We start from the raw sequence: 13,035 nt of genomic DNA, 5'->3' as shown, positions 1-13,035 counted from the left end.
GTTGTGTCTTGATGGGGGTAATTTACCGGCACCTTAACGCGGTTGAAGGGCTGCGCAAGCCTTGTTGGTGACGGCCTGTTTGGCGGATCAAACCGGCCGCGCCAACATGCTGTGCAGGGCGTTTGCTGTTTCAACCGGCAAAGAGCAGTTTGTGCCTTCGCACACATAAGCTGCGGCCTGCCAGCCGGAGGGCACGGTTTTTTCAAATGCCGGGTGCCCCGGGGGCAGATCTGCCCGTGCATAGTTGATGACGCGATAGGGCAACGAGGCGGAAAGGGCTGTGGCGCGCATGTCGTCGGCTTCCTCGCCGTCGCCGGCGATAACCACCTGTACGGCGTTCAGCAGTGTATCCAGCCCGTTAAGGTAGGTGCACATGGGGAAGAAATTGCGCGCCAGTTCACCGGCAAACGTCCGGACCAGGCTATTGGCGCGGTCCTGATATGTGGTGTCGCCGGTCAGATACCAAAGGCGGGCCAGGTTTTCGATCATGGTGCCGTTGGCTGAGGGTGTTGCGTCGTCTGTGACGCTGCGGGTGCGCACAACCAGCGCTTCGGCATCGTCGGCTGTAAAGAAATAGCCGCCGCCTTCAGCATCCCAGTAATGGGTGTGCAGCTCATCCGCCCACTGGCGTGCCTGTGCCAGATAGGTGTCGGTGCCGGTTGTCTCGTAGAGCGCCAGCGCTGCGGAAATCATGTTGGCGTAGCCGTCCGCCATGGCAAGGTGTTGCAGGCGGCCTGCCCTGAATGCGTGGTGCAGCCTGCCATTTCTAATCATCTGTGTACGGATAAAACTGAATGCGGTGGAGGCTGCTTCCAGCCATATGGGTTCATCGAAGGCCCCTGCCGCACGGGCGAGGGCTGCAATCATCTGGCCGTTCCAGTCCGTAAGGGCCTTGTCGTCCCAGCCGGGGCGGACGCGTGGTTTGCGGGTGGTGAACAGCACCTGGCGCATGCGGGCAAACAGGGCTTCGGTTTCATCGGGCAGTGCGTCGGGGTGGGCCAGCCGGTTGAGAATGGTGTGGCCCTCGAAGTTGCCGTGAGGGGTTACGTCGTACACCTGTTTGAAGTGCGTGACTTCAGCCGGGGCAAAGTCTGACAGGGCAGCGTCAACTTCCGCCTCACTCCAGACATAAAACTTGCCTTCTTCGCCCTCGCTGTCGGCATCGATGCTGGCTGCGAAGGCACCTTCGGCGGTCACCATTTCGCGCAGCACCCAACTGATTGTTTCGCGCAGACGGTTTTCAAACAGCGGGTTGGCGGTGCCTTTGGCGACGTGGGTCAGCAGGCCTATGAAACTGGCATTGTCGTAGAGCATCTTTTCAAAATGCGGGACCAGCCATGTGTCATCCACCGCATAGCGGGCCAGCCCGCCGCCCAGATGATCGTAGATACCGCCCTGGCACATGCGGGTGAGGGTGAGGGTCACAGCGTTGCGGCAGCGCTCGTCGCCGATGCGCAGCCAGGTGCGCCACAAAAGCTCTAGCAAGAACGGCTGCGGGAACTTGGGTGCTGCGCCAATGCCGCCGTTCTCCGGATCGATGTTGCGCACAAGACGGTCCGCGACTTCGTCAAGGATTTGCGGGGCGGGCTTTCCGGGGGCCTGCCGGGCTGCCTGCGCCCTGAGGGCTTCACGCAGGGCGTCGCGGTTTTTGGCAACCTTGTCGCCTTCGTCATGGTAGATGCGCGACACTTCGCGCAGCACGTCTGGAAACCCGGGCCGCCCGTAGCCCGCTGTCTTTGGAAAATAAGTGCCGCCCCAAAACGGCTCCCCATCAGGTGTCAAAAACATGGTGAGCGGCCAGCCGCCTTGTTCACCCAGATGATGCAGTGCGGACATGTAAATCGTGTCGATGTCCGGGCGCTCTTCGCGGTCCACCTTGATGTTGACGAACAGCTCGTTCATGACGGCGGCAACGTCTTCATCCTCAAAGCTCTCATGGGCCATCACGTGGCACCAGTGGCAGGCGGCGTAGCCTACCGACAGCAGGATGGGTTTGTTGGATGCTTTGGCCTGCGCCAGCGCCTGCGGTCCCCACGGATGCCAGTGCACCGGATTGTCCTTGTGCTGAAGAAGATAAGGACTGGTCTCTTCGGCGAGCAGGTTTTGTGACATGGTAGCCTTCAGTACTGGAACGGTAGCCCTATGGGTGCAGGAGCAGCGAATGAAGATCAACATTGAAGTGGACATGACGCCGGAAGAAGCGCGCAAGGTAATCGGCCTGCCGGATCTGGCTCCGATGCAGGAGGAGCTTGTTGGGCAGATCAGCGATCAGATCAAGCGCAACGTCGCCTATATCGATCCGGAGCTGCTGGTGAAAAGCGTGTTGCCGGTTGGTGTTGAAGGTATCGACAAGTTGCAGAAGCTGCTTTGGGCGGTTGCCAAATCAGCGGTGGGCGAGGGCGATTCACCCCCCGCAGCAAAGACCGCTAAACGCCCGCGCAAGCGCAGCTAATAGTGTTCTGACAAGCGGCACGACAAGAGTATGGACTCAACGATTTTTGCCCTGTCGAGCGGGCAGGGACGCGCAGGTATAGCGGTAATCCGTGTCAGCGGTGGGGCAGCGGGCGCAGCAATAAGGGCGCTTACCGGCGTGCGGCTGCCTTCACCGCGCCGCGCCACTGTGCGCACTCTGACTGATCCTGAAACCGGGGACATGCTGGACAAGGCGCTGGTGCTGTGGCTTCCGGGGCCGGGCACTGTCACGGGCGAGGACATGGCCGAGTTTCATGTGCATGGCGGACGGGCAGTCGTCTTGGGGGTGCTGAACGCGCTTGGCGCCCTTGAAAGTGTGCGGCTTGCTGAACCCGGCGAGTTCACCCGCCGCGCCTTTGGCAATGGCCGCATGGATCTGACCCAGGTGGAGGGGCTTGCGGATCTCATTGAGGCAGAGACCGCAGGACAACGGCGGTTGGCACTGGCGCAGGCGGAAGGCGGTCTGGCGGCGCGCTGCGCTGCATGGCGCGAGACGCTGATCGGCGCCCTGGCGCTCGTTGAGGCCGAAATTGATTTCAGCGACGAGGAGCTTCCCGACGGCCTGAATGCGCAGGCCGTTGCCCGCATCTCACTGGTGACGCGGGAGATGGCGGATATACTGGCCTTCGCCCGCCGTGGAGAAATCATGCGTGATGGTGTTCAGGTCGCCATTCTGGGGCCGCCGAATGTGGGCAAGTCCAGTTTGCTGAACCGGCTTGCCCGGCGCGACGCGGCCATAGTTTCCGACATATCAGGCACCACCCGTGACGTGATTGAAGTGCGGCTCGATCTGGGCGGTATACCCGTTGTGCTGGCGGATACCGCCGGGCTTCGGGAGACGGACGATCCCCTGGAGCGTGAGGGCATTGCGCGGTCCCATGCGCGCGCTGCGGGCGCGGATATTGCGCTGTTGGTGAGCGACCTGAGCCAAGGCGGACATCACAGGCCCGACTGGCCGGTTGGCATTGGGCAGGGCCGCAAGTTGAATGTGGGCAACAAGGCTGACATTGCCGACAGCGCAGCGCCTGATGGTATTGATATTGCCATTTCGGCAAAATCCGGTGCTGGCATGGACGCGCTCGAGGCGTGGCTGCTTGATGCGGCAATGCAGTTGGCGGGAGGAGCAGGTGTTGCGTCGGTGGTTGGCCGTGCGCGTCAGGCTGCGGCTTTGGGCGACGCGCACGCGGCCCTTGAGCGATGCCTTGAGGAAAGCCGTGATGACGGCGAAGCGGCGCTGGTCAGTGAGGAACTTCGGCTGGCGCTGCGGGCACTTGGCCGACTGGTTGGCGCGGTGGATGTGGAAGACGTGCTGGACGTGATCTTCCGCGATTTTTGCATCGGCAAATAAGAGCCGGAGTGAACCTGCCCGCCCGCTGAATGTTTCACGTGAAACAAAGGGAGTCCAAAGCTGTGGATAAACCGCACCCTTGGCTCTTTAGCTGGCGTGCAAAGTACGGTAAGCACGGCGGCCATGAAGACAGATATGCCCTGCATGACAAATATCGCGTCTCCCGCAGACGGCACCAGCTATGACGTGATCGTCATTGGCGGGGGCCATGCGGGCTGCGAGGCTGCTGCTGCTGCCGCGCGGCTTGGGGCTCGCACGGCGCTTGTGACCCACCGTGCAGACCGGATTGGCGAAATGTCGTGCAACCCTGCGATCGGCGGCATCGGCAAGGGTCATCTGGTGCGCGAGGTTGATGCGCTCGATGGGTTGATGGGGCGTGTGGCGGATGCAGGCGGCATTCAGTTCAGAATGCTCAACCGGCGCAAGGGGCCTGCCGTGCGCGGCCCGCGCGCGCAGGCAGACCGGGCGCTCTATCGGACGGCCATGCAGGGGGCCATTTCATCTGTCAGCAATCTTGTCGTTGTTGAATCCGGCGTCGAGGATCTGGTTGTTGACTGTCGCCGCGTGACCGGTGTGGTTCTGGCAGACGGACGGCGACTGCTTGCTGGCGCAGTGGTGCTGACCACCGGTACGTTCCTGCGCGGCATCATTCATATGGGCGAGACGAAGTCCGCCGGCGGGCGCATCGGCGATGCCCCGGCGGTTGGTCTGGCGGAAACCCTGGACAGCTTCGGGCTAAACCTTGGGCGTCTCAAGACCGGCACGCCGCCGCGTCTTGATGGGCGGACCATAAGGTGGGAATCGCTTCCGGAACAAAAAGGCGATGAGCCGCCCGAGCCGTTCTCAACACTGACGGGGGCCATTACCCAGCGCCAGATAAGCTGCTATGTGACGGGCACAACGCAGGCGACCCACGACATTATCCGCGCCAATCTTGATCGTGCGCCGATGTATTCGGGCCAGATCGAAGGCACCGGGCCGCGCTATTGCCCGTCCGTTGAAGACAAGGTGGTGCGCTTTGCGGAAAAAGACCGTCACCAGATTTTTCTGGAGCCTGAAGGCCTGGATGACACGACGGTTTATCCAAACGGCATTTCCACGTCGTTGCCCGAAGATGTCCAGCTTGCCATGCTCAAGACCATTCCCGGCCTCGAAGGTGCCAGGATGGTCAGGCCGGGTTATGCCATTGAGTATGATTATGTGGACCCGCGCGAACTGAGCGCAGGGCTTGAGGTCAAGAGCGTGCCGGGGCTTTTTCTGGCGGGGCAGATCAACGGCACCACCGGCTATGAAGAGGCTGCCGCCCAGGGGCTGGTGGCGGGTCTGAATGCGGCGCGTCTTGCCGGCGGCAGGGAGGCAGTCAGTTTTGATCGCTCGACGTCGTATATCGGCGTGATGATTGATGACCTGGTGACACGCGGGGTCAGCGAGCCCTACCGGATGTTCACCAGCCGCGCTGAATATCGCCTTAGCTTGCGGGCCGACAATGCAGACCAGCGACTGACCGGTCGCGGCATTGAAATTGGCTGTGTAGGCACACAGCGGTCGCGGGCCTTTGCCGCCAAGCGTGAGGCGCTTGACAGGGCGCGGGCGATGCTGGACGCGTTCACCATCCTGCCGCGGGAGGCTGCTCAAAAAGGTCTGAAGATCAATCAGGACGGCGTGCGCCGGTCTGCCTTTGAAATGCTGCGCTACCGCGATGTGGATATGGCGTGGCTAAGCGGTGTGTGGCCAGAGCTTGGCGGCATGGATGCTGCCGTCGCCGAGCAAATGGAAATCGAAGGGGGCTATGCGGTTTATCTTGACCGGCAGGCGTCCGACATTCGCGCGTTCGAGCGCGATGAGAATGTGGGGCTGCCGTCCGGCCTCGACTATACATCCGTGCCCGGACTGTCGATTGAATGTCAGCAGCGGCTCACGCGTGTGCAGCCTGCAACATTGGGACAGGCTGCGCGGGTTGAGGGTGTTACGGCGGCGGCGATCACCGCATTGCTTATGCATTTGCGGTCGCGCCCGTCCGGCTCCGGTGTTGCTGCCTAGGTGCTGCCTGGGCGCTGCCTTCGCTGCATTTCCTGTGGATAAAGGTCTGCAAGTGACTGACTTGGAATCTGTTTGCGGCCTGGGGGCTGTTTCACGTGAAACACGCGAACGCCTGCGCGCCTACCATGCTCTGCTGGTAAAGTGGCAGGGCACGATCAACCTCGTGTCGCCTTCCACCATTGAGCAGGCCTGGGAGCGGCATTTTGCCGACTCCGCGCAGTTGCTGGCGCTGGCACCGCAAGGCGTTGAACGCTGGCTGGATATTGGAAGCGGGGCAGGCTTTCCCGGTCTGGTGATCGCGATCATGCTCGCGGAGATTGATCCGCGTGCGGAGGTTGTGCTTGTTGAGAGCGACACCCGCAAATGTGCATTCCTGCAAACGGTCATTGCGCAGACCGGCGCGCCCGCCCGTGTAATGGCGATGCGCGCAGGTAGTGCTGCGGCCGAACTTGCAGCCCTGCCGCCTGCAGGGCTGCAGGTGATTTCCGCCCGTGCACTGGCACCCCTCCCGAAGCTCCTGGAGATGATTGAGCCTTTTTGGACACAACATAGTGTGGGTCTGTTTCCAAAGGGCCGAGATGTAGGGTTGGAATTGACCGAGGCGTCAAAATGGTGGACGATTAAAGCGTCCAATATCCCAAGCCATACGTCCGGCGACGGGGTCATACTAAAGCTTGAGGAGCTTGCCCGTGTCCGCCCACAAGAAGTCAAAGCATAAAGATCGCAAGTCGCCCGATGACGCGTCCGGCAAGGCGGGTGCGTCTGCCCCGGCAAAGGATCTGATTGACCTCTCTGCCATTCGTGCCGCCGTTGCGCCGTCGCAGCCTCGCGTATTGGTGCTGGCCAACCAGAAGGGCGGTGTCGGCAAAACCACCACCGCCATCAATCTGGGCACCGCGCTGGCTGCCGTCGGCGAGCGGGTTTTGATCGTTGATCTTGATCCGCAGGGAAATGCGTCCACCGGTCTTGGGGTTGATCGCGATGAGCGACCGGTGTCGGCTTATGACGTGCTGGTTGGCGATGCCGAGTTGGCCGACGCTGTGATTGATACATCCGTTCCGGGGCTGTCTTTGGTGGCCTCGACAATGGATCTTCTGGGGGCTGAGCTTGAGCTGGCTGATTTTGATCACCGCTCACATCGGTTGAACGATGCGCTGGATGCTTTCACCCGATCGGATGCCGGTCGCGCCTACTCTTATGTGCTGGTTGACTGCCCGCCGTCGCTCAATCTTTTGACCATCAATGCCATGGTCGCAGCAGATGCCATTCTGGTTCCGCTGCAGTGCGAGTTTTTTGCCCTTGAAGGGTTGAGCCAGTTGCTGCGGACGGTGGACCGGGTGAAGGCCAGCCTGAACCCGGATCTGGAAATCCAGGGCATTGTGCTGACAATGTTTGATAAGCGGAACAATCTGTCGGACCAGGTGGCGGCAGACGTTCGTGCGCACATGGGCGACAAGGTGTATCGCACGGTCATTCCGCGCAATGTGCGCATTTCCGAGGCGCCGAGCTTCGGCAAGCCGGCGCTGGTCTATGACTACAAATGCGCGGGCTCGAAGGCATACATGAAGCTCGCTTCCGAGTTGATCCAGCGTGAGCGGGACATTCGTCACGCCGCTGCCTGACCCGGTTTTGATCGGTCGTCAGCAACGCAACACCCCAAAAGTAGGGCCAGGTAGTGCCCGCACCTCTCAGGTGCCTACAACAACAGAAAGTTCAGGAAAATGGCGGCAGATGAAGGTAAACGGCGGGGGCTTGGGCGCGGACTTGCAGCGCTGATCGGCGACGAACCGACGAACACTACGGGGGCTGGTGCGCCCGCTGCCAAGATCAGTCCCAATACGGTGCCCATCGAGTTTCTGCGGCCCAACCCTTTTCAGCCGCGCCGCACGTTCACGGCGGATGATCTGGCCGACCTGACAGCTTCCGTTGCGCAGAAGGGTGTATTGCAGCCCATCGTCGTGCGGCCGGTTTCGGGCGCCACCAATTCGTTCGAGATTGTTGCCGGCGAGCGGCGCTGGCGGGCGGCGCAGGCAGCGAAGCTGGACCGGGTGCCGGTGACGGTCCGCGACCTCACCGATGCCGAGACGCTTGAAATTGCCATCATCGAGAATGTGCAGCGCGCCGACCTCAACCCCATTGAAGAGGCTGATGGTTATGACCGGCTGATGGACGAGTTCAAATATACCCAGGCGGATGTGTCAAAACTCATTGGCAAGAGCCGCAGCCATGTGGCCAACACGTTGCGGCTTTTGACGCTGCCGAAAAAAGTGCGTGGATTTGTGGCGTCCGGCGACCTCACGGCAGGTCATGCGCGCGCCATCATGGGGCATGACAACGCAGTTGCACTTGCCAAGCAGATTATTGCTGACGGGCTGTCGGTGCGTGAGGCTGAGGCTTTGGGCAAGGCTCCTCTGGCTGATGCGCCGAAGGGGGGTGGCAAGTCTTCAGCGGCGAAGCGGCCCAAGGATGCCGACACAAAATCGCTGGAGCGCAATATCACCGATGCCCTCGGTCTGGCGGTGTCGATTGATCACAAGGGCGACAAGGGTGGCACCTTGTCGGTGTCATACAGGACGCTTGAGCAGCTTGATGAAATCTGCCGCCGTCTGGCGCACGGCAAGATCTAGGCCGCGCCGTGTCTTTGTGGTGTCTGATTTAACCCCGGCGACCTGCGGCGGCCGCGTGGGCGATGCTCATCATGGCGCGCGCCACCACGGCCTGTGAGAGCGGTCCGGCACCCCGGCATTGCGCTTCGGCATCTGCCAGCATTGCAAGGGCACCATCCAGCCGTCGCCTTGACCACACCGCGCATTGTCGGCGCAATGCTGGCTGCCGCGAAAAATGCAGCGGCGGGCGCAGCGACCGAACGATCTCGTCCAGTCGCCCGCCGCGCTCGACGCGGCCCAACACCAGATGCAGCCGCTGCATGTGCATTGTCAGTGTACGGATTATTCGGTCTGGGGCCATGCCCGCCTCAATGAGCCTCGCGAAGTTGGCGTCAAACGCCTGCATGTCGCCGCCTGCCGCACTGTCGATGGCGTCATCAAGGCCGCGTCCATCCGCCCCGCCGACACTGGCGGCGATGTCGTCAAGCGTCACGGGGCTTTCGCCGCCCTTGTAGAGAATGAGTTTTTCAATTTCATTGCGCGACAGCTGCCGGTCAGCGCCCAGTTGCTCAACAAGTGTGGAAAGCACCGGCGCATCAATCTGGAGCCCTGCCTCGCGGATCATCGATGCGGCGAGGCGCTCAAGGTTCTCCGTGGTGTCAGAATAACAGGGCAGGGCTGCCGCCTGCTTTGATGCTTCGGTCAGCTTGCGCAGTGCTGATCTGGGCGCAAGGTCGCCTGCCTCAAGAATAACAAAGCCGTCGCCGGGCAGTTTCAAATAGCCGTCCAATGATTTTGCCGCGGCCTCGCCCGCGTCACGTACCCGCACAACACGCCTGCCACCGAACATCGCCACAGCACCTGCCTCATCGGCAAGGCGGGCCGGGTCTCCCTTCAGGGTCTGTTCTTCCACGTCAGCTACACTGAAGGGATCGTCCGGCGTGTCTGTCAGGGCGTTGAGCAATGCCCGCGCACGCTCGCGCACAAGGCCAAGGTCCGGACCGTAAATCAGCGCGGCTCTTACTGTATCAGGCGGGCTTTTGATGAAGCGGTCTATCTCGGCGGGTTTCAGCTTCATGCCAGTGCAGCGTCCGGTTCTGCCAAAGTCTATTGGCCGGGCTCAATAGCCACGGGGTCCGGAAAGCGCTGATCGCTTGTTTGACGCGTTGCCGAAACGGGCTCCACAACTGGCGCTGCGACTGGTGCTGCGATGGGATCAGGCGCGGGCGCCGGATCAGATCGGGGAGCAGAAAGGGGAAACTCGGCAGGTTGCGGCGGTGTTGCGCGGGGCGCTGGTGCCTGCTGAACAATAGCCGCTTCGCGCAGTGCTGCCTTGCGGCGGTTTTCAGGTGACGCAAGCTGCGACAAGGCAATGCCGAGACGTTGAGCGATGACAGAAGCAACAGCGTCTGCTGCGCGTTCTTCGGCGTCGCGTTGGGCTATGACGTTGGCGTATTCCGAATCAAGGCGGTTGAGCGCTGCGGTTCGGGTGGTTTGTGCGCTGAACACCTGCTCGCCGGTTGCGACCTCAATCAGACGGTAGGTCGCTGTCAGGCGGTAGTTCCGGCGCAGCACGGTTGAGTCTTCCTGCACCAGGAGATCAGCGAGCACATCGGTGATTGCGACATCAAGCCGGTAGGCGGCGCTGGCCGACTGGCCGCGCGGGGTGAGGCGGTCGATAAGGCCGTTGCGAAGCTGCTGACCTACCCGGTTGTCGCCAATGGCTGAAATCATGATGTCGGCGCTACCTTCGCGTGCCGCTGTGCCCTGCTGGTCGCTGCCATATAACGGCCTGAAAGAACACGCCGCCAGCAAAAGCGAGGCTGCAAGTGCGAAAACAAAACCGCCGGATCGGTGCATCTGTATCCCTGTCTTCCGTTTCAATGTGGTTTGTGCAGCTTATCCAACCACGTTGACGATACGCCCGGGCACGACGATGATTTTCCGCACCTGTTTACCGTCCAGAGCCTTTTGCACTTTCTCAAGTGCCAGCGCAGCCTGTTCGATACTAGGCTGATCCGCATCGCGCGCAACTGTCAGCTCGTCGCGGCGCTTGCCGTTGACCTGTACGGCCAGCGTTACCGTGTCTTCTACGAGCAGCGCTGTATCTGCTTCGGGCCAGGGCGTGTTGACCAACAGCTCGCTGTGGCCCAGCTGCGCCCAAGCCTCTTCGGCCAGATGCGGGATCATGGGAGCCGCCAACCGCACCAACGCTTCGCTTGCTTCGCGCAATGCAAACCCATCAGCGGCGTTGCCGCGGCGAGGCTTGAAGGCCACCAGCGCATTCACAAGCTCATACAGCCGGGCGACAGCGCTGTTGAACCGAAAACTCTCAATGCCTTCGGTTACACCCTGAATGGCTTTGTGGGTCTCCTTGCGCAGTGCCATCGCATGGTCATCGAAATCATTCGGGATTGGCGCATCAAGGTGTGCCATCGCCGCAAGCTGACCGGTGACGGCACGCCAAAGGCGCTGCGTAAACCGCCATGCGCCATCGACACCGGCCTCTGTCCACTCCACATCGCGTTCGGGCGGGCTGTCTGACAGCATGAAGAAGCGGGCGGTGTCGGCACCGTATTCAGCGATGATGTCTGTCGGGTCGATGGTGTTCTTTTTCGACTTCGACATTTTTTCGACACTGCCGATGGTCACTGCCTCACCCGTGGCCGGGTTCGTCGCAATACGTTTGCCGTCGATGGTTTGAAAGCTCACCTGGGTGGGCGACAGCCAGGTGCCGTCAGCAGCCCGGTAGGTCTCATGGTTGACCATGCCCTGGGTAAACAACCCGGCGAACGGCTCCGTTACATCCACATGCCCGGTCTTGTGCATGGCGCGGGTAAAAAACCGCGCATACAGCAGATGCAAAATCGCGTGCTCGATGCCGCCAATATATTGATCTACCGGCAGCCACGCATTGGCGGCATCAATATCTGTCGGGGTGTCCGCATCCGGTGCTGTGAAGCGGGCGAAGTACCAGGACGAGTCAACGAATGTATCAAACGTGTCGGTCTCGCGGCGGGCAGGCTTGCCGCAGGTGGGGCAGTCCACGTTTTTCCAGGTGGGGTGCCGATCAAGCGGGTTGCCGGGCACGTCAAAGGTCACGTCTTCGGGCAGCGTCACCGGAAGGTCGGCGCGCGGCACCGGCACAACGCCACATGCCTCGCAGTGAATGACCGGAATCGGGCAGCCCCAGTAGCGCTGGCGCGATATGCCCCAGTCACGCAGGCGATAATTGACGGTGCCGGTGCCAAGGCCTGCGTTTTCCAATGCCTCTATGGCGCGGGCTTTGGCGGCATCAACCGCCAGCCCGTTGAGAAAACCGGAGTTGATGGCCACGCCATCGCCGGTAAAAGCGTCCGTTCCGGCTTCGAGTTCCGCTGCAAACGCAGCATCGCCCGCCTTGTCGGCGGGAGCTACAACGGCTGTTACCGGCAGATCATATTTTCGGGCAAAATCAAGGTCGCGCTGGTCGTGTGCAGGGCACCCAAAGATCGCCCCGGTGCCGTAGTCCATCAGCACGAAGTTGGCGATATACACCGGCAGATGCTTGCCCTCGATAAACGGGTGCTGCGCTGTCAGACCGGTATCAAGCCCCCGCTTTTCAGCCTTCTCGATTGCTTCCTCGCTGGTGCCGACGCGAGCGCAGTCGGCGGCAAAATCAGCAACGGCGGTGTTGGTTTTTGCCAGGCGCTGTGCCAGCGGATGCTGCGGAGAGATGGCGCAGAAGGACGCCCCGAACAATGTGTCCGGGCGGGTGGTAAAAACCTCCAGCTTTTCATCCGTATGCAGATTATCCCCCGTGAGGGGAAAAAACACCCGCGCGCCCTGCGACCTGCCGATCCAGTTCTTTTGCATCAGCCGGACTTTTTCGGGCCAGCGGTCCAGCGTATCCAGGCCTGCGATCAGGTCTTCGGCATAGTCAGCAATCTTCAAAAACCACTGGGTCAGTTCGCGCTGCTCAACGGGTGCGCCTGAGCGCCAGCCGCGCCCGTCAATCACCTGTTCGTTGGCGAGCACGGTGTTGTCCACCGGGTCCCAGTTGACGGTGGAATTGCGGCGTTCGACGAGGCCTGCATTCAGGAAGTCCAGAAACAGCGCCTGCTCGTGGCGATAGTAGGCGGGGTCGCTGGTGGCAAACTCGCGCTCCCAGTCCAGCGACAGCCCCATGACCTTGAGCTGCGCGCGCATGGCGGCGATGTTGTCATAGGTCCAGCCTTTGGGGTGGACACCTTTTTCCATTGCGGCGTTTTCAGCAGGCATCCCGAAGGCGTCCCAGCCCATGGGGTGCAGAACAGCAAAGCCGCGGGCGCGCTTGTAGCGGGCCACAACGTCGCCCATGGCGTAGTTGCGCACGTGCCCCATGTGAATGCGCCCGGACGGATAGGGAAACATTTCCAGCACGTAGTATTTGGGGCGCGGGTCGGTCCCGGGGGGTGTCGCAAAAACGCGCTTCGCGTCCCACGCGGCCTGCCATTTGGCTTCAGCGGTTTTGGGGTTGTAGCGGTCCGGCGCTGCGGAGGGTGTGTCGGGCGTGGGAGCAGTCATTTATGCAGGCTCGGATTGGGTGCA

Annotated in this window: 10 protein-coding genes; 6 read left to right on the top strand and 4 right to left on the bottom strand. The window is 61.4% G+C overall.

The features are described from left to right. Window positions 1-87: 87 nt before the first annotated feature. Window positions 88-2,112, bottom strand: coding sequence for a thioredoxin domain-containing protein (locus RIB87_RS06490; protein ID WP_350144746.1), 2,025 nt, complete (start codon window positions 2,110-2,112; stop codon window positions 88-90). A 49-nt stretch (window positions 2,113-2,161) separates the two neighbouring features. Here RIB87_RS06490 and RIB87_RS06485 point away from each other — a divergent pair, with 49 nt between their 5' ends. The 6 genes from RIB87_RS06485 (at window position 2,162) to RIB87_RS06460 (ending at window position 8,487) form a co-directional block, all read left to right on the top strand. Beyond that, window positions 2,162-2,452: a DUF6489 family protein gene (locus RIB87_RS06485; RefSeq protein ID WP_350144744.1), complete on the top strand. Its 291-nt coding sequence runs from the start codon at window positions 2,162-2,164 to the stop codon at window positions 2,450-2,452. Window positions 2,453-2,482: 30 nt separating this feature from the next. Continuing rightward, window positions 2,483-3,820, top strand: coding sequence for a tRNA uridine-5-carboxymethylaminomethyl(34) synthesis GTPase MnmE (gene mnmE / locus RIB87_RS06480; RefSeq protein ID WP_350144742.1), 1,338 nt, complete (start codon window positions 2,483-2,485; stop codon window positions 3,818-3,820). A gap of 144 nt (window positions 3,821-3,964) precedes the next feature. Further along, window positions 3,965-5,860: a tRNA uridine-5-carboxymethylaminomethyl(34) synthesis enzyme MnmG gene (gene mnmG / locus RIB87_RS06475; protein WP_350144740.1), complete on the top strand. Its 1,896-nt coding sequence runs from the start codon at window positions 3,965-3,967 to the stop codon at window positions 5,858-5,860. A gap of 52 nt (window positions 5,861-5,912) precedes the next feature. Further along, window positions 5,913-6,578 carry a 16S rRNA (guanine(527)-N(7))-methyltransferase RsmG gene (rsmG, locus tag RIB87_RS06470; protein ID WP_350144738.1) on the top strand — a complete coding sequence of 222 codons (666 nt, stop codon included), beginning with the start codon at window positions 5,913-5,915 and terminating at the stop codon, window positions 6,576-6,578. Between the two features lie 61 nt (window positions 6,579-6,639). After that, the gene (locus tag RIB87_RS06465; RefSeq protein ID WP_350145592.1) at window positions 6,640-7,482 is read left to right on the top strand and encodes a ParA family protein; all 843 of its coding nucleotides are present in this window, start codon (window positions 6,640-6,642) and stop codon (window positions 7,480-7,482) included. Window positions 7,483-7,581: 99 nt separating this feature from the next. Then, window positions 7,582-8,487, top strand: a complete 906-nt coding sequence (locus RIB87_RS06460) for a ParB/RepB/Spo0J family partition protein (RefSeq protein WP_350144736.1) — start codon at window positions 7,582-7,584, stop codon at window positions 8,485-8,487. A gap of 28 nt (window positions 8,488-8,515) precedes the next feature. On the opposite strand, the gene holA is transcribed toward RIB87_RS06460, so the two are convergent. From holA to leuS, 3 genes are read right to left on the bottom strand one after another with little or no spacing between them, the layout of a single operon-like run. Then, entirely contained in the window at window positions 8,516-9,544 is a 1,029-nt protein-coding gene (gene holA, locus RIB87_RS06455; RefSeq protein ID WP_350144734.1) for a DNA polymerase III subunit delta, read from the bottom strand. 29 nt (window positions 9,545-9,573) lie between these two features. Continuing rightward, entirely contained in the window at window positions 9,574-10,326 is a 753-nt protein-coding gene (gene lptE / locus RIB87_RS06450; RefSeq protein WP_350144732.1) for an LPS assembly lipoprotein LptE, read from the bottom strand. A 39-nt stretch (window positions 10,327-10,365) separates the two neighbouring features. Further along, window positions 10,366-13,011: a leucine--tRNA ligase gene (gene leuS, locus RIB87_RS06445; RefSeq protein WP_350144729.1), complete on the bottom strand. Its 2,646-nt coding sequence runs from the start codon at window positions 13,009-13,011 to the stop codon at window positions 10,366-10,368. Window positions 13,012-13,035: the final 24 nt, after the last annotated feature.

The sequence above is a fragment of the Pyruvatibacter sp. genome (assembly GCF_040219635.1).
Lineage (GTDB): Bacteria > Pseudomonadota > Alphaproteobacteria > CGMCC-115125 > CGMCC-115125 > Pyruvatibacter.
Note: the sequence above shows the minus strand (reverse complement) of the source record. Positions and strands in the feature narration are given on the sequence as shown.

Coding starts and splice junctions, on each gene's coding strand:
- holA (WP_350144734.1), bottom strand. CDS start 9,544: ATGAAGCTGAAACCCGCCGAGATAGACCGCTTCATCAAAAGCCCGCCT.
- RIB87_RS06490 (WP_350144746.1), bottom strand. CDS start 2,112: ATGTCACAAAACCTGCTCGCCGAAGAGACCAGTCCTTATCTTCTTCAG.
- leuS (WP_350144729.1), bottom strand. CDS start 13,011: ATGACTGCTCCCACGCCCGACACACCCTCCGCAGCGCCGGACCGCTAC.
- RIB87_RS06485 (WP_350144744.1), top strand. CDS start 2,162: ATGAAGATCAACATTGAAGTGGACATGACGCCGGAAGAAGCGCGCAAG.
- RIB87_RS06460 (WP_350144736.1), top strand. CDS start 7,582: ATGGCGGCAGATGAAGGTAAACGGCGGGGGCTTGGGCGCGGACTTGCA.
- mnmE (WP_350144742.1), top strand. CDS start 2,483: ATGGACTCAACGATTTTTGCCCTGTCGAGCGGGCAGGGACGCGCAGGT.
- lptE (WP_350144732.1), bottom strand. CDS start 10,326: ATGCACCGATCCGGCGGTTTTGTTTTCGCACTTGCAGCCTCGCTTTTG.
- mnmG (WP_350144740.1), top strand. CDS start 3,965: ATGACAAATATCGCGTCTCCCGCAGACGGCACCAGCTATGACGTGATC.